Consider the following 16,111-nt stretch of genomic DNA (forward strand, 5'->3'; position numbering starts at 1 on the left):
CAAGGGAAAAGATTCATGGCATACTATTCGCCAGTTAATTAGCCCCGTGAATTCATGACTTTTACATTACGTCCTTACCAACAAGAAGCCGTCGATGCCACCCTCGCCTGGTTCCGTCGCCATACCGAGCCGGCGGCGATTGTCCTGCCCACCGGCGCAGGCAAAAGTCTGGTGATCGCCGAGCTTGCCAGGCTGGCGCGCNGCCGCGTGCTGGTGCTGGCCCATGTCAAAGAGCTGGTGGCGCAGAACCATGCCAAATACTGCGCCCTTGGCCTCGAGGCGGATATCTTCGCCGCCGGTCTGCAGCGAAAAGAGAGCCACGGCAAAGTGGTGTTCGGCAGCGTGCAGTCGGTGGCGCGCAATCTCGACCAGTTTCGCAGCGAATTTTCGCTACTCATCGTCGATGAATGCCACCGCATCAGCGATGATGACGACAGCCAGTATCAGCAGATCATCGGTCACCTGCGGCAGGTCAATCCGCAGATCCGGCTGCTCGGCCTGACGGCCACGCCGTTCCGCCTTGGCAAGGGCTGGATCTATCAGTTCCATTATCATGGGATGGTGCGCGGCGATGAAAAGGCCCTGTTCCGCGACTGCATCTATGAGCTACCGCTGCGCTATATGATTAAACACGGCTATCTGACGCCGCCGGAGCGCCTCGATATGCCGGTGGTGCAGTACGATTTCAGTCGCCTGCAGGCGCAAAGCAACGGCCTGTTCAGCGAAGCCGATCTTAACCATGAGCTGAAAAAACAACAGCGTATCACGCCGCATATTGTCAGCCAGATCGTGGAGTTCGCCGAAAACCGCAAAGGGGTGATGATCTTTGCCGCCACCGTGGAACACGCCCGGGAAGTGACCGGCCTGCTGCCGGTAGGCCAGGCGGCGCTGATCACCGGCGAAACGCCTGGGCCGGAGCGGGATCGCATCATCGAGGCCTTTAAAGCGCAGGCATATCGCTATCTAGTGAACGTCGCGGTGCTGACCACCGGCTTCGACGCCCCGCACGTCGACCTGATCGCCATCCTCCGCCCCACCGAGTCGGTGAGTCTTTACCAACAGATCGTTGGCCGCGGTCTGCGCCTGGCGCCGGGGAAAACCGACTGTCTGATCCTCGACTACGCCGGCAATCCGCATGACCTGTACGCCCCGGAAGTGGGGACGCCGAAGGGCAAAAGCGACAACGTGCCGGTGCAGGTCTTCTGCCCGGCCTGCGGCTTCGCCAATACCTTCTGGGGCAAAACCACCGCCGACGGCACCTTGATTGAACACTTTGGCCGCCGCTGCCAGGGGTGGTTCGAAGATGACGACGGCCACCGCGAACAGTGCGACTTCCGCTTTCGCTTTAAAAACTGCCCGCAGTGTAATGCGGAAAACGACATCGCCGCCCGCCGCTGCCGGGAGTGCGACACTATACTGGTTGACCCGGACGATATGCTGAAGGCGGCGCTGAAGCTGAAGGACGCGCTGGTGCTGCGCTGCAGCGGCATGGCCCTGCAGCACGGCGGCGACGAGAAGGGCCCGTGGCTGAAAATCACCTACTACGATGAAGACGGGGCGGATGTCAGTGAGCGCTTCCGTCTGCAGACCCCCGCCCAGCGCACCGCCTTCGAACAACTGTTTATTCGCCCGCATACCCGCACCCCCGGGGTGCCGCTGCGCTGGATAACGCCGGCGGATATCGTGACCCAGCAGGCGCTGCTGCGCCATCCGGACTTTGTCGTCGCCCGCATGAAGGGGCAGTACTGGCAGGTGCGGGAAAAAGTGTTCGATTATCAGGGGCGTTTTCGTCGCGCCAACGAGCTGCGTTAATTACCGGAAAGCTGAGGTTTTGATTGCCCGGGTGTCGTTTGGCGGCTATAATGCCGCCCGCTTTTGCATTCGCAAAGCAGATAATCCGCCTGTTGCTGGGTCGCCTGTAGCAGGCTTTATATATAGAGAGACATCAATGTTTACTATCAACGCAGAAGTACGTAAAGAGCAGGGTAAGGGTGCGAGCCGCCGCCTGCGCGCAGCTAACAAGTTCCCGGCAATCATCTACGGTGGCGAAGCTGCTCCGGTTGCTATCGAACTGGACCACGACAAAGTATGGAACATGCAGGACAAAGCTGAGTTTTACAGCGAAGTTCTGACCGTCGTTGTTGATGGCAAAGAAGAAAAAGTCAAAGTTCAGGCTGTTCAGCGCCACGCGTTCAAGCCGAAACTGACTCACATCGACTTCGTTCGCGCGTAATCGCCGATAGCAAGTTGTATGGCAAGCGCCCCGGGGTCTCAGGCTCCGGGGCGTTTTGTTATCTGCGCTGCCAAAGCTCCGGCGCCTCGTGCACGATGTCGTTAAGCATCCGATGCTTATTCATTCCGGGCAGCCAGAGCATCACCATAGTGACGTTCAGCCCCTGACTGCCGACCTCCGTCGCGATTTCACTGACTCCCTGCCACTCGCCTGGCCGCAAATGGTCCGGTAAAAACCCCCAGCCCCTCCCCTGCTCCAGCGCATGGCGCAACAGGGTAATTTCATTCATATACAGCGTATGGCCGGAAATCTGCAGCCGGCGGGCGATTTGATCGTCACTGCGCCGGTGCATCACTAACTGCGGCGTCAACGAAAGATTCAATAGCGTCAGCGGCCGCGGAGCGTCGTGGAACAGGCTGTCCGCCGCGTAGAAACGCAGATCCACGGTGCCGAGCGCCCGCCACTCCATTTCGCTCCCCAGCGTGCGGTTGTTAGCCTGACAAATCGCCATCTCCGCCACGCCATCGCTCAGCGCCTGCTCGGCTTCGCGACGCGAGGCGCTCCAGCAGCTCAGGCGGATCTGCCGTCGGGCCAGGTTATCGGCCAGCGCACAGAGAAATTCACGCGGCACGAAGGGATCGTACACCAGACGCAGCGCCTGCCCGGCGGTTTGCGGCAGCGTTTGCGCAAAAGACTCGAAAGCCTGCGCCTGACGCAACAGCAGATGCGCCTGGCGAAACAGCTGCTCGCCCTCGGCAGTTAGCGTCAGGCTACGTCCTTCACGGCTGAACAGCCGGTAGCCCAGCGCATCTTCCAGATAGTCCAGCAGATCGCGCAGCGTGGTCCGGTCTTTAGCTAAACGAATGGCCGCCTGCGACAGGCTGCCGGTCTCAGCAATCGTCGCGAAGGCTTCAATCTGTGCGAATGAGTACTGTAGGGTTTTCATCCTTTTTCTCCCTTAAGGGGGAAAATCCCCCATGTGCTGATTTTAGCCGGCGCGCGCCGATTTATATACTGCGCAGCGAATCTATGGCAAACGAGGAAATGACAATGATAAGAAAACCACTGGCCCTGGCGTTAATATTGGCGGCGCTGCCGGCGGCGGCAATAGCGCAACACTGCGGCAGCCTGACGCTGGATGTCTGCCCAACGCCTTACGATCAAACGCTACCCGCGGCCAAAGACATGCTCAGCTGGGATCAGACTTCACGCGTGATTGGCTTTCGCAATGACTATCGCAACTATGCCGGCGATGTCTTCCGCCACGGCGCCTCGACGCCGCTGAAGCGCGCTGAAAAACAACTGACCGATGCCCGCTATACGCTCAACGGCCACACCTGGAATTTGCAGGATTACCTGAAGCGCGAGAACGTCAGCGGTATGCTGGTGCTGAAAGATGGTAAAGTCGCCTGGAAATATCTCGCCGAAGGTAATACCGACACCACCCTGTGGACCTCGCGCTCGGTAGGCAAATCGGTGGTCTCGACGCTGGTCGGTATCGCCATTCAACAGGGTAAAATCCACTCCCTTGATGACCTGATTACCGTTTATGAACCCGAACTGAAAGGCACCGCCTGGGACGGCGTAACGCTGAAGCAGTTGATTCAACACACCAGCGGGGTGGAATGGAATGAAGACTACACCGACCCGCAGTCGCATTTCGCCCGCCTGACCCAGTGTGAAGCGCACCCCGGCGTCTATGCCTGCGTGCGTAAGATCGTCACCGGCCTGGCGCGTCAACACCCGGCGGGCGAGCAGTGGTCCTACTCTTCCGGCGGCGCCTGGCTGCTTGGGGATATCCTGGAGCGCGCCACCGGCATGTCGCTGGCCGCCTGGCTTGAACAGGCTCTATGGCAGCCGGCCGGGATGGCCTACGACGGCGTGTGGCATGCTTATCAGCAAGGGAAGCACGACGTCGGCGCCCACGGCTTTAACGCCACCCTTGAAGACTGGGGCCGCTTTGGTGAATTCGTCGCCCGTGACGGTCGGTTAAGCAATGGCAAACAGCTGGTGCCGGCTGGCTGGTTCGATCAAGCCGCCAGCTGGACTAAGGCGCTAAACTCGGTCTCGGCAGCGCATCCGGAGGGTATTTACGGCTATCAGTGGTGGAATAACGCGATTCCGGCGAATGCGCAAAACGTACAGCCGACGCCGCAGGAAGGGCTTAAAGGGTCGCTGTGGGCGCTGGGGATCTACGGCCAGGTGATCATGGTGAACCGCGCGGAACACCTGGTGATCGTCCAGTGGTCGACCTGGCCGCAGGCGGAACCTTCCTTCAACGCTCAGCCGTTGGAAGCGGCGCTGATGTACAGCGCCATTGCCCGCGAGCTGCGTTAACTCCCCGCTCCTTGCCGCTCAGCCGGCGAGGAGCGTGTCGGCATTCAGCGCCAGGTGTTGCAGCAGGATAATGGTTTTAGCATCCATGATCTCGCCATCGCGAATGGCCTGCAGCGCCCGCGTCAGCGGCCACTCCAGTACTTCAATGTCCTCACCTTCCGCCGCCAGTCCGCCGCCGTCGCCCCGACGGTCATCGGCCTGATATTCGGCGATAAAAAAGTAGAGTTTTTCGGTGACGGAGCCGGGGCTCATAAAGACGGTGAAGACGGGTTCGACACGCGTCACGCGAAAGCCTGTCTCCTCTTCCGCTTCGGCAACGATCCGCGCCTCCGGCGAGGCGTTATCTAACAGCCCGGCAGCCGCCTCAATGAGATATCCGTCGTGGCCATGAGTAAATACCGGAAAACGGAACTGACGGGTCAGGACCACCGTCCGCTTTTGCCGGTTGTAGAGTAAAATGACTGCGCCGTTGCCCCGGTCATAAGCCTCGCGGCTCTGCTCCTGCCAGAGACCGTCCCGACGCAGCAGTTCGAAGGTATATTTTTTCAACGTGTACCAGTTATCCGAGAGCAGCGTCTCGCGAACGTGGCGGACGTGCGGTGCATGTGTTTGCATGTTATTTCCCCTTTGAGGTGACAGCAGGCACCATAACATGCATAATCGTGCACAAACAAGATCATTCGATGAAGGAAAACCGATGCTCGCCAGTCAGAGAAAACAGCAGATCCTCCAGATCCTCACCGAGGAAAAACAGGTGATGTCCGGGGAGCTAAGCCAGCGGTTTAACGTCTCCGAGGACTCCATTCGCCGCGATCTGCGCGAGCTGGCGGCGGAGGGAAAACTGCAGCGGGTCCATGGCGGGGCATTGCCGGTATCCGCCGCCATTGCGCCAATTGAAACGCGCAAAAGCGTGCAGATCGACTCCAAGCAGGCGGTCGCCCGCGCCGCCGCCGCCCTGATCCAGCCGGGACAGGTGGTGATTGTCGATGGCGGCACCACCACCGCGGCGATGATCGGCTTTTTACCCGCCGACCTCAGCTGCACGGTGGTCACCCACAGCCCGGGCATCGCCGTGGCGCTGGTGGACCACCCGCGAATCGAGGTGATCCTGCTCGGCGGCAGAGTATTTAAACATTCGGTTGTCGCCGTCGGCGCCGAGACGCTGGCGGGAATGGCGCGGATCAACGCCGATCTGTTCTTTATGGGGGTGACCGGCGTCCACCCGCGGGCGGGTTTCACCACCGGTGATTACGAAGAGGCAGGCATCAAGCGCGCGCTGACGGCCAGGGCGGCAGAAACCGTGGTAATGGCCTCCCGGGAAAAGCTCAACGCCGCGTCGGCCTTTGCCATCGGCGAGCTGAGCCTCGCCAGTACGCTGATTGTCGATGGAGAACCCGACGCCGCGCTACGCCAACAGTTGGTGCAGAGCGGCGTGGAGATCGTCCCCGTTCAGCGGTAGCGCCGCCGGGGCGCAGGGCTTAATTGCCGCCTGACGTCCGGCGCTGCAACTGGTCGCGCAGGTTCGGCGGGGTACCCTTAATGGTCAGGGTATCAGTGGCGGGATCCCAGAATACGCGTTCGCCCAGCAGCATGGCGTCGAAGTTAATGGTCAATCCGCCGCCGCTGCCGGCAAACTTGGTCAGCTGACGTAAGGTGCTGCGATCCGCCGGGAAGCTCTCTTCCAGCTCATAGCCCTGCTCAGCGGTGAATTCCTGGAAGCTCTTTTCGCTGACGCCGGCGAGCTCTTTGGACAGCGACTCCAGCTCAATCTCTTCCCCAGCCTGCAGCTGTTCGTTGCAGTAGGCGTAGACCTGCTGGCGCACGTTCTGTCGCTCGGATTTATCAAGCTGGGCATCGGCGGCGAAGTCATCCACCGCCTGCAGCAGGCCGCGGTTCTGCGCTTTGGCGTTAAGCCCTTCGCTGGCGCCGAGGAAATCCATAAAGAAATCGGCCACTTTGCGCCCTACCCGCCCTTTCAGGAAGGTCAGATAGCGGGTCGACTCCGGGTTGGTTTCCCACTCGGTGAGATCGATGCGCGCGACGATATCGGCATGGTTAATATCCAGATAATGGGTCGAGCGGATATCCAGCTCTTCGTTGACGCGCATACTGCTCAGGTTATTGAGTACCGCCACCAGCAGATACTCGACCGCAAGGTAACGATACTGGCAGAAGAGGACAATGCCTCCTTCGGCGAACGGGTATTTCGCCAGCTCATCGCGCAGGCGACCGGTCGCCGCGCGGCTAAACGCCAGAAACTCTTCTTCCCCCTGACGCTGCAGGCGCAGCGCCTGGGCCAGTTCGCTCTCTTCATTGAACAAGCCATAGGCTTTGCTTTTGGCGCTATAGACCCGGTGCAGTTCAGCCATCATCTCGACGACCGTCGCGTTCGGCTCCAGCAGTGACTCGCGCAGCACCAGCTCCAGATTTTGTTCATCACGTTTGATTAACTGATGCAGGGCAATCTGGTCGATATCCAGACTCATGTTAAACTCTCCTTTTAGACCGGGCGGTATTCAACCACCGCCGGGTGGCCGACGCAACTGGCGCCACACATTTCGACGTCGTTAACGTCGATTGATGCGCTTTTGCGCCGCGGCGAAAAAATGCGGAAAAAAAGCTGCTGCTACGGTAATATGTTGCCCTTTCACGAACAAACAGATTTTGAGTTTATGCCGCAAATTTCCCGCTATAGCGATCAACAGGTCGAACAGTTGCTCAGCGAGCTGACGAACGTCCTGGAATCACACAAAGCCCCGGTGGACCTTTCACTGATGGTGTTAGGCAATATGGTGACCAACCTGATCAACAGTAGCGTCGCGCCGGCGCAGCGTCAGGCCATCGCCCGTTCTTTCGCGCAGGCTTTGCAATCTTCGATTAACGACGATCCAGCGCATTAAGGATAACAGCAACAGTATATGGTGACTCTACGTCAGCCCTACCGAGAAAAAGTCTCCCAGATGGTTAGCTGGGGGCACTGGTTCGCCCTGTTCAACATGTTGTTGGCCATGGTGCTCGGCAGCCGCTATCTTTTTGTCGCCGACTGGCCGACGACGCTTGCCGGACGACTGTTTTCGTACGTCAGTCTCGTCGGGCATTTCAGCTTTCTGGTGTTTACCAGCTATGTGCTGATCCTCTTTCCGTTGACCTTTATCGTGGTCTCGCAGCGCCTGATGCGCTTCCTGTCGGTGATCCTTGCCACCGCCGGGATGACGCTGCTGCTGATAGACAGCGAGGTTTTTACCCGCTTCCATCTGCACTTAAACCCGGTCGTCTGGGAGCTGGTCATCAACCCTGACCAGAATGAGATGGCGCGCGACTGGCAGCTGATGTTTATCAGCGTCCCGGTCATCTTTTTGATTGAAATGCTCTTCGCCACCTGGAGCTGGCAAAAGCTGCGCAGCCTGACGCGCCGCCGCCATTACGCCCGCCCGGTCGCCTGGTTCTTCTTTTTGTCGTTCGTCAGCAGCCACCTGGTCTATATCTGGGCGGACGCCAATTTCTATCGCCCGATCACTATGCAGCGGGCGAATCTGCCGCTCTCCTATCCGATGACCGCCCGTCGTTTCCTTGAGAAACATGGCCTGCTCGACGCCCAGGATTATCAGCGTCGTCTGGTGGAGCAAGGGGCGCCGGAGGCGGTATCGGTCCAGTATCCGCTTAGCAACCTGCGCTACCGTGACCTCGGCGCGGGCTACAACGTGCTGCTGATCACCGTCGACAACCTGAACTACTCGCGGTTTGAAAAGACCATGCCGGCGCTGGCGGCATTTGCCAAAGAAAACGTTAACTTTACCCAGCATATGAGCTCGGGCAATACCGCCGACAGCGGCCTGTTTGGCTTGTTCTACGGTATTTCGCCTGGCTATATGGACGGTGTCCTCTCGGCGCGTATTCCCGCCGCGCTGATTACCGCCCTCAACCAGCAGGGCTACCAGCTGGGCCTCTTCTCCTCCGATGGGTTTAGCAGCCCGCTGTATCGCCAGGCGCTGCTCTCCGATTTCTCGCTGCCGAGCGCGAAGACCCAGAGCGACGAGCAGACGGCCAATCAGTGGATCGGCTGGCTGGACCGTTACGCGCAGGATGAGAATCGCTGGTTCTCGTGGATCTCGCTCAATGGCACCACCCTCGACGACACGCAGCAGCAGGGCTTTGTCCGCCGCTACAGCAAGGCGGCTGGCGACGTTGATGCCCAGATCGATCGGGTGCTGACTGCGCTGCGCGAAGCCGGCAAACTCGATAATACGGTGGTAATTATTACCGGCGGCCACGGCAAGCCGCTGAATGCGAAACACGACGCGTTCGACTGGTCGCGCGAGCAGCTGCAGGTGCCGCTGGTTATTCACTGGCCGGGCACGCCGGCGCAGGAGATTGCCACCCTGACCGATAACAAAGATGTGATGACTACGCTGATGCAGCGCCTGCTTCACGTTTCGACGCCGGCCAATGAGTACTCGCAGGGAGAAGATCTGTTCAGCGCCGCGCGGCGTCGTAACTGGGTCACCGCGGCCAACGGCGATACGCTGGCCATCACCACCCCGACCATCACCGTGGTCCTCAACCATAACGGCACCTATACCACCTGGAGCCGCGACGGCGAGAAAATTAAAGATCAGAAACCGCAGCTCAGTCTGTTGCTGCAGGTCCTGACTGACGAAAAACGCTTTATCGCTAACTGATTGATTAATTATGAATCAATCGCGCGTGACCCGCTTGCATTCGCCTGGGGAACGGGTAATATTGTTCCCCACGCGTCGGCACGTAGCGCAGCCTGGTAGCGCACCGTCATGGGGTGTCGGGGGTCGGAGGTTCAAATCCTCTCGTGCCGACCAAAAACTCCACAGAAACCAGCCTTTTAAGGCTGGTTTTTTTATGCCTGTTTCCCCTGTTGCCGCCCGCTCGCTTAATTTGTGCCCTTTCTTCAATGTATCGTGAAGATGTACGACTATCCTGATGGTAAATTACGTCGTAGCATCTATTATTCGACCGTATGACTCATAAGCAGGAGCGGATAACATGAGAGTTAATGGACTTACCAAAGGATTTTTCATCCTTATCGTCTTCATTGTAACCCTGGCCTTTTTTGATGTTCTCTCACCCTATTATTCCGCCATCCTTTGGGCTGCGATCCTCGCGGTGATTTTTAATCCGGTCAAAAACAAGATCCGTACCCGCCTCGGCGAGCGCAATGGCCTCGCGGCGCTGATGACCATCGTCATTATCTGTCTTATCGTTTTTACGCCGCTGGCTATCATTCTCTCCTCGCTGGCCTACGAGCTCAATCTGGTGTACAGCAAACTGCAGCATAACGACACCCAGTTTCCGACGGTGGTCGCCAGCCTGTTCGCCCATCTCCCCGGCTGGGCCAGAAGCTTCCTCGCCGATCATAACCTTGATAGCGCGCAGCAGATCCAGCAGCAGCTCTCTGATGCCGCTCTGAAAGGCGGTCAGTATCTGGCCGGCAGCGCGTTTCTGATTGGCAAAGGGACTTTTGGCTTCACCGTCAGCTTCGGCATCATGCTGTATCTGCTGTTTTTCCTGCTGAAGGATGGACCTTATCTGGTGCTGTTGATCCTCGAGTCTCTACCGTTATCAAGCTATGTGAAGCAGCATTTGTTCGCTAAATTCGCCGCTGTGGCCCGCGCCACGGTAAAAGGTACCGTCGCCGTGGCGCTGGCGCAGGGTGCGCTGGGTGGCTTTGCCTTCTGGATCGCCGGTCTGGACGGCAGCATTCTCTGGGGAGCGCTGATGGCGTTTCTGTCGCTTATCCCGGCGGTGGGCTCGGCCATTATCTGGGTGCCAGCGGCCATCTACCTCTTCGCCACCGGCCAGCTGTGGCAGGGCGCCTTTATCGTCGGCTTCTTTGTGATTGTGATTGGCCTGGTGGATAACATTCTGCGTCCACTGCTGGTGGGCAAGGATNCCAGGATGCCGGACTATCTGATCCTTATCGCCACTCTGGGCGGCATGGAGATCTACGGTATCAACGGCTTCGTGATCGGGCCGCTGATCGCCGCCCTGTTTATCGCCTGCTGGAACCTGCTGTCGGGACGAGAACATGCCGGCAATACCGATGAAATCGATGAAGAGTTTATTGAGGAAGCGAAAAATAGCCGTAATGAATAGCTTTCCCGGCAGGGGGCTGGCGGCCCGCCAGCGCCTCTGTTGCGCTCTGCGCGGTCGATGTCTTACCAGTAGATAACACTATTCATTTTGCAAAAATTGGTAAATAAATCTTAACATTCAGCTGAGTGATGATAGGCTATCTCTGTCAGGAACGAAAATAAAGGATGATCAACCGTGAAAAAAATCACTACGCTAGCCGTTTCTCTGCTGACCGCCGCCTGCATGTCCGCTGGCGCATTGGCCGCAGACCAGCCGCTGGAAAAAGTCGCGCCGTTCCCGAAAGCGGAAAAAGGCATGAAGCGTCAGGTTATTCAGCTGCCGCAGCAGCAGGATGAGTCGGCGCTCAAGGTTGAGCTGATGATCGGCCAGACGCTGGAAGTCGACTGCAACCATCATCGTCTCGGCGGGGAACTGGAAAGTAAAACCCTGGAAGGCTGGGGCTATGATTACTATGTCTTTGAGAAGCTGAGCGGCCCGGTATCCACCATGATGGCCTGCCCGGACGGCAAAAAAGAGAAGAAATTTGTCACTGCCGGCCTCGGGGATGACGCCATGCTGCGCTACAACAGCAAACTGCCGATCGTGGTATACACGCCGAGCAATGTCGATGTGAAATATCGCATCTGGCGCGCCGACGAGACTATCGGCAACGCCGTCGTCCGCTAAGGCGAACAGCGCAAACGGCAATAAAAAACGGCAGCCCGCAGGCTGCCGTTTTTGTCAGAGCGTTTATCAGAGCGCGATATCCGCCATCGGCTTGCCGCCGCTCAGCGGCTTCAGCTCCGCCTGCGGTACCTCATCCACCGCCCCAGCTGGCTCATATTTCAGCTCCAGCACTTCACTGGTCCACGCCAGCGCTTTCTCGATCTCCGCCGGATTGCCGTCAAGACGAATACCGTAGGTTGGGATGATCGCCTTCAGCTTGGCCTGCCATTCCGGCGAATTGACTTTATCTTTAAACACTTTTTCCATTAGCTGCAGCATAATAGGCGCCGCGGTGGAGGCCCCTGGCGACGCGNCGAGAAGCGCCGCGACGGTGCCTTCATCATCGCTGACCACTTCGGTGCCCAGGCGCAGTACCCCGCCCTTCTTCGCGTCGCGCTTAATGATCTGCACGCGCTGACCGGCCTGCCACAACCGCCAGTCCTCTTTCCGCGCTTCCGGATAATATTCGCACAGCGCGGCCAGACGATCTTTATCTTTCTGCATCACCTGGCTAATCAGATATTTTACCAGATCGAAGTTGTCCAGGCCGACGTTGAGCATTGGCAAAATATTTGAGGTATTCGTCGAGGCCAGCAGATCCCACAGCGAACCGTTCTTCAGGAAACGGGTCGAGAAGGTGGCGAATGGTCCGAACAGCACCACGCGTTTACCGTCGATAATACGGGTATCGATGTGCGGCACCGACATCGGCGGCGCGCCCACTTCGGCCTGACCGTAGACCTTCGCCAGATGGTGGTTCACCACCTCCGGATTTTCGCAGACCAGGAACTGGCCGCCGACCGGGAAGCCCGCATACTCTTTGGCCTGCGGAATGCCGGTCTCCTGCAGCAGGGTCAGCGCTGCGCCGCCGGCGCCGATAAAGATAAATTTGGCTTTAATGACCCGCTTCTGACGACGATTGTCGGCATCCGCCAGGGTGACCGTCCAGCTCTTGTCGGCGTTGCGCTTGAAGCGACGCACCACGGTGCCCAGCTGTAGGGAGAAATTATCATGCTTTTGCAGACCGGCGATCAGCTGGCGGGTAATTTCACCATAGTTGACGTCGGTTCCCACTTCTGAGCGAGTGGCGGCGACCTTTTGCAACGGGTCGCGGCCTTCCATCACCAGCGGCGCCCAGGCTTTGATCTGCTGATGGTCTTCAGAATAGCGAATACCGCGGAACAGTTCACTTTGCTGCAGCGCCGCGTAGCGCGCACGCAGGAAGTTGACGTTATCTTCGCCCCACACAAAGCTCATGTGCGGCACGCTGTTAATGAAAGATTTTGGTTTGTTCAGGACGCCGCGCGTCACCTGATGCGCCCAGAACTGACGCGAGATATGGAAGGCTTCGTTGATGTCGACCGCTTTGTCGATATTGATGCCGTTGGCGGTCTGCGGCGTGTAGTTCAGCTCCATCAGCGCCGCGTGGCCGGTACCCGCATTATTCCACCCGTTTGAGCTCTCTTCCGCCACGCTGGACATCTGCTCAACCATGGTAATAGACCAGTCTGGCTCAAGCTCCTGCAGCCAGGTTCCCAGTGTGGCGCTCATAATGCCGCCGCCAATCAACAATACATCCGTCTCTTGCTCATGGCGGGTGTTGGTCCGAGTGCTGTTGGGACCAACCGCCTGTGAGCGTGGTACGGCCATCTTTTTATTCATCGGATTTGAGCCTTACTTTACTCGCTGTTTTTATTTAGCGCAGGTGATACGATTCTCACCCCTCACGTTACCACCGAAGCTCAAAAATTTAAATATTGTTTAAATTTTAAGTTCTGTTTTGAGATCCGTTATAAAAATGTTTAATAAATGTATACACCAAATCACTTTTTGTACTGGTGCGCTGACAGATTCCGCGCTATCATCCCTGGTTTTGTGACAGACCGCACGGAAGCAGGGCCTGACACCGCTCCCTCTTTTTTTATAAGCTGCGAACTTTTTTTATGCCTCCAGTTTCTGACCCCGCCGCTTCCGGCAACCTCCGTCCCATCCTCCGCTCCCCGTCTTTACTGACGCGCGAAGTGCTGGCCGGCGTGCTCACCGCCCTGGCGCTCATCCCTGAAGTGATTTCGTTTTCAGTCATTGCCGGCGTTGACCCGCAGGTAAGCCTGATTGCTTCGGTGGTGCTCTGCCTGGCGATGTCAGTCTTCGGCGGACGCCCGGCGATGGTCACCGCCGCCGCGGGCTCGGTGGCGCTGGTGATTGGCCCGATGGTGCATCAGCACGGCGTGGGGTACATTTTACCGGCTGTCATTCTGGCGGGTATTATTCAAATTTTGTTTGGTCTGTGCGGCATGGCTCGCCTGATGCGCTTTCTTCCCCCGGCGGTGATGACCGGCTTCGTCAACGCCCTCGGGATCCTGATTTTCTTTGCTCAGGTGCCGCATTTCTGGAGTCGACAACCGCTAATCGTTGGCCTGTTCGTCCTGACGCTGCTTATCGTCCTGTGGGCGCCGCGCGTTATTAAGGCTATCCCGGCGCCGCTGATCGCCATCGTCGCGCTCACCCTCTATACCGCGACCACCGGCCAGCAGCTGCCGACCGTCGGCGATGAAGGCTCAATGAGCGGCGGCCTGCCGGGGTTCACCGCCCTGACCGTTCCCCTGAACCTGACCACCCTGCAGATAATCTGGCCGTGCGCCCTCAGCATCGCCTTTGTCGGCCTGATGGAGTCCTTGCTGACGGCTAAGCTGGTGGATGATCTCACTCATACCTCGTCGAACAAATCGCGGGAAAGCGCCGGGCTGGGTATCGCCAATATCCTTGCCGGCTGCTATGGCGGCATCGCCGGCTGCGCGATGATCGGCCAGACTATCGTGAACGTGGAAATGGGCCGGGCCCGCAGCCGCCTCTCAACGGTAATCGCCGGCCTGGTGCTGCTCCTGCTGGTGACAGCGCTCAGCCAGGTGATGGCGAAGATCCCGATGGCGGTTCTGGCCGGGGTGATGGTGATCGTGGCGGTGAAAACCTTTAGCTGGCACAGCATTCGCCCGGGAGAGCTGGCGCGTAATCCGTGGCCGGAAACGCTGGTGATGCTGGTGACCGTCGCCGCGACGGTGGGAACCAGCAATCTGGCGATCGGTGTGCTGGCGGGGATTGTCGCGATGGCGATCATCCCCCGCCGNTGCGGGCAAAAGCGCAGGCTACATTAGAAACAGCGTCGCCAGACCCAGAAAAATAAAGAAGCCGCCGGTGTCGGTGATGGCGGTGATCATTACGCTGGAGCCGACCGCCGGGTCACGCCCCAGCTTCACCATGACCATCGGGATTATCACGCCCATCATCGCCGCCATCAGCAGGTTGAGCATCATGGCCAGCGTCATCACCCCGCCGAGCTGCGGATCGTCATACAGCCACCAGGTGATGGCCCCCATAATCCCGCCCCACACCAGGCCATTAATCAGCGCAACGCCCATTTCACGCAGGATCAGAAAGGTAAAGCTGCCGGGCTGGATCTGCTGCAGCGCCATCGCCCGAACGATCATGGTGATCGTCTGGTTGCCGGTGTTGCCGCCGATCCCGGCGACGATCGGCATCAGCGAGGCCAGCGCCACCAGCTGTGAAATGGTGTGTTCGAAGCCGTCGATGACCCGGGAAGCAATAAACGCCGTACACAGATTGACCGCCAGCCATGCCCAGCGGGTTTTCACCGCTTTGCTGACCGGGGCGAAGACATCCTCTTCATCGCTCAGGCCGCCCATCCGCCGCAGATCGTTATCGGTTTCTTCATAAACCACATCGACGATCTCATCGATGGTCAGGCGCCCGATCAGCTTGCCGTCGGCATCAATGACGGCGGCGCTGAGTAAGTCGTCGCGTTCGAAGGTGCGCGCCACCTTCTCGGCCTCTTCGTGCGGCTGAAAGGTGACCGGGTCGCCCTCCATCACCTCCCCCACCCGCTTCTGCGCATCATTGAGCAGAATGGTCTGCAGCTCCAGCTCGCCGAGCAGCAGCTTGTTACGGGTGGTAACGAACAGCTTATCGGTGTTTTCCGGCATTTTTCCGAGACGCCGCAGATAGCGCTGCACCGCCGCCAGGGTGGCCTCCGGTCGCACCGTAATGACCTCAAACTCCATGATCGACCCGACGCTGTTGTCGGCGTAGCGCATAATCTGGCGAATACGGGCGCGCTTCTCGGCCGGCAGGGTCGCCAGCAGCCGTCCGGTTAGGTTGCGCGGCAGATGCTGCAGCAGGTAAACCTGTTCATCGATATCCAGCGGCTGCATGGCCTGCAGCAGCTCGGGGTCGCTCATCTTGTCAATCAGGTCGCCCCAGACGTTCTCTGAGGCCTCCAGCAGCACTTCGCCGCGTTTATCGTCGGGCACCAGGCACCATAGCGCGGTGCGGGCGTCATAGGGAAGCGCTTCCAGCGCATCGGCGAGATCCGGCGGCGGCAGATGCGAGACCAGCATTTCCACTTCGGCCAGGTCATCGGCCAGCGTCCCTTCATCATAGCGCTCAGCCAGCGTCAGTTTGCCCAGCAGCGCGGAAGTCACCGCTTTATCGGTGCTCAAGAGCCAAATCAGACGGGCGCGCTCTTCGTCACGCAAGCGGGCGCTTTTTTTATGCAAAACGGACATCGATCGGGCAATCCTTTTGAGAATGGTGAGCCGGCCTGCGGGCCGGAAGCCTTAAGCATAGCGCGAGGAGGGGGAAATAATAACCGTCAGCGATGTAGACGCTGAAAATTTCAGCGGCGCCCGGGCTTTT

At 58.6% G+C, this 16,111-nt stretch carries 13 protein-coding genes, 1 tRNA gene and 1 pseudogene; 10 read left to right on the forward strand and 5 right to left on the reverse strand.

What is annotated here, in order from left to right; all coding sequences use genetic code 11:
- Nucleotides 1-54: 54 nt before the first annotated feature.
- Entirely contained in the window at nt 55-1,812 is a 1,758-nt protein-coding gene (locus tag VZP09_RS13220; RefSeq protein WP_328795202.1) for a DEAD/DEAH box helicase, read from the forward strand.
- A 136-nt stretch (nt 1,813-1,948) separates the two neighbouring features.
- On the forward strand, nt 1,949-2,233 hold the full coding sequence (gene rplY, locus VZP09_RS13225) for a 50S ribosomal protein L25 (protein ID WP_002912979.1): 285 nt from the start codon (nt 1,949-1,951) through the stop codon (nt 2,231-2,233).
- Nucleotides 2,234-2,291: 58 nt separating this feature from the next.
- On the opposite strand, the gene VZP09_RS13230 is transcribed toward rplY, so the two are convergent.
- On the reverse strand, nt 2,292-3,179 hold the full coding sequence (locus VZP09_RS13230) for a LysR family transcriptional regulator (protein ID WP_009486446.1): 888 nt from the start codon (nt 3,177-3,179) through the stop codon (nt 2,292-2,294).
- A gap of 104 nt (nt 3,180-3,283) precedes the next feature.
- Here VZP09_RS13230 and VZP09_RS13235 point away from each other — a divergent pair, with 104 nt between their 5' ends.
- Nucleotides 3,284-4,570 carry a serine hydrolase domain-containing protein gene (locus VZP09_RS13235; protein ID WP_032438134.1) on the forward strand — a complete coding sequence of 429 codons (1,287 nt, stop codon included), beginning with the start codon at nt 3,284-3,286 and terminating at the stop codon, nt 4,568-4,570.
- Between the two features lie 18 nt (nt 4,571-4,588).
- Here VZP09_RS13235 and VZP09_RS13240 read toward each other — a convergent pair whose 3' ends face one another.
- Nucleotides 4,589-5,185 (reverse strand): NUDIX domain-containing protein, encoded by a 597-nt coding sequence (locus VZP09_RS13240; protein WP_032438131.1) that lies wholly within the window; start codon nt 5,183-5,185, stop codon nt 4,589-4,591.
- Between the two features lie 82 nt (nt 5,186-5,267).
- On the opposite strand from VZP09_RS13240, the gene VZP09_RS13245 reads away from it, so the two are divergent.
- Complete coding sequence (locus tag VZP09_RS13245; RefSeq protein WP_023287854.1) at nt 5,268-6,029, forward strand: DeoR/GlpR family DNA-binding transcription regulator; 762 nt, start codon at nt 5,268-5,270, stop codon at nt 6,027-6,029.
- A 19-nt stretch (nt 6,030-6,048) separates the two neighbouring features.
- On the opposite strand, the gene yejK is transcribed toward VZP09_RS13245, so the two are convergent.
- Entirely contained in the window at nt 6,049-7,056 is a 1,008-nt protein-coding gene (yejK, locus tag VZP09_RS13250; protein WP_004144267.1) for a nucleoid-associated protein YejK, read from the reverse strand.
- Between the two features lie 186 nt (nt 7,057-7,242).
- Between yejK and VZP09_RS13255 the strand changes: the two genes are divergently transcribed.
- From VZP09_RS13255 to eco, 5 genes are all read left to right on the forward strand, one after another.
- Complete coding sequence (locus tag VZP09_RS13255; protein WP_004195346.1) at nt 7,243-7,470, forward strand: YejL family protein; 228 nt, start codon at nt 7,243-7,245, stop codon at nt 7,468-7,470.
- Between the two features lie 18 nt (nt 7,471-7,488).
- Nucleotides 7,489-9,249, forward strand: coding sequence for an LPS biosynthesis-modulating metalloenzyme YejM (yejM, locus tag VZP09_RS13260; protein WP_002912990.1), 1,761 nt, complete (start codon nt 7,489-7,491; stop codon nt 9,247-9,249).
- Nucleotides 9,250-9,325: 76 nt separating this feature from the next.
- Nucleotides 9,326-9,402: transfer RNA gene (locus VZP09_RS13265), tRNA-Pro, on the forward strand.
- Between the two features lie 184 nt (nt 9,403-9,586).
- Entirely contained in the window at nt 9,587-10,696 is a 1,110-nt protein-coding gene (locus tag VZP09_RS13270) for an AI-2E family transporter (RefSeq protein WP_328795204.1), read from the forward strand.
- A gap of 174 nt (nt 10,697-10,870) precedes the next feature.
- Nucleotides 10,871-11,362 carry a serine protease inhibitor ecotin gene (eco, locus tag VZP09_RS13275; RefSeq protein ID WP_004175048.1) on the forward strand — a complete coding sequence of 164 codons (492 nt, stop codon included), beginning with the start codon at nt 10,871-10,873 and terminating at the stop codon, nt 11,360-11,362.
- 66 nt (nt 11,363-11,428) lie between these two features.
- Here the strand turns inward: eco and mqo are convergent, their stop codons facing one another.
- Nucleotides 11,429-13,063, reverse strand: coding sequence for a malate dehydrogenase (quinone) (gene mqo, locus VZP09_RS13280; protein ID WP_328795205.1), 1,635 nt, complete (start codon nt 13,061-13,063; stop codon nt 11,429-11,431).
- 359 nt (nt 13,064-13,422) lie between these two features.
- Between mqo and VZP09_RS13285 the strand changes: the two are divergent.
- Nucleotides 13,423-14,582: pseudogene (locus VZP09_RS13285) on the forward strand (SulP family inorganic anion transporter).
- Here VZP09_RS13285 and mgtE read toward each other — a convergent pair.
- The gene (mgtE, locus tag VZP09_RS13290) at nt 14,545-15,981 is read right to left on the reverse strand and encodes a magnesium transporter (RefSeq protein ID WP_002912996.1); all 1,437 of its coding nucleotides are present in this window, start codon (nt 15,979-15,981) and stop codon (nt 14,545-14,547) included. The pseudogene VZP09_RS13285 and the gene mgtE overlap by 38 nt on opposite strands.
- Nucleotides 15,982-16,111 lie beyond the last annotated feature (130 nt).

Origin of the sequence: Klebsiella sp. EMBS2024 (assembly GCF_036233805.1) — a bacterium.
GTDB classification, from domain to species: domain Bacteria; phylum Pseudomonadota; class Gammaproteobacteria; order Enterobacterales; family Enterobacteriaceae; genus Klebsiella; species Klebsiella pneumoniae.

What these genes read in the sequence shown, in the direction of transcription:
- rplY (WP_002912979.1), top strand. Translation starts at nt 1,949, where the DNA reads ATGTTTACTATCAACGCAGAAGTACGTAAAGAGCAGGGTAAGGGTGCG.
- VZP09_RS13230 (WP_009486446.1), bottom strand. Translation starts at nt 3,179, where the DNA reads ATGAAAACCCTACAGTACTCATTCGCACAGATTGAAGCCTTCGCGACG.
- VZP09_RS13235 (WP_032438134.1), top strand. Translation starts at nt 3,284, where the DNA reads ATGATAAGAAAACCACTGGCCCTGGCGTTAATATTGGCGGCGCTGCCG.
- VZP09_RS13240 (WP_032438131.1), bottom strand. Translation starts at nt 5,185, where the DNA reads ATGCAAACACATGCACCGCACGTCCGCCACGTTCGCGAGACGCTGCTC.
- VZP09_RS13245 (WP_023287854.1), top strand. Translation starts at nt 5,268, where the DNA reads ATGCTCGCCAGTCAGAGAAAACAGCAGATCCTCCAGATCCTCACCGAG.
- yejK (WP_004144267.1), bottom strand. Translation starts at nt 7,056, where the DNA reads ATGAGTCTGGATATCGACCAGATTGCCCTGCATCAGTTAATCAAACGT.
- VZP09_RS13255 (WP_004195346.1), top strand. Translation starts at nt 7,243, where the DNA reads ATGCCGCAAATTTCCCGCTATAGCGATCAACAGGTCGAACAGTTGCTC.
- yejM (WP_002912990.1), top strand. Translation starts at nt 7,489, where the DNA reads ATGGTGACTCTACGTCAGCCCTACCGAGAAAAAGTCTCCCAGATGGTT.
- mgtE (WP_002912996.1), bottom strand. Translation starts at nt 15,981, where the DNA reads ATGTCCGTTTTGCATAAAAAAAGCGCCCGCTTGCGTGACGAAGAGCGC.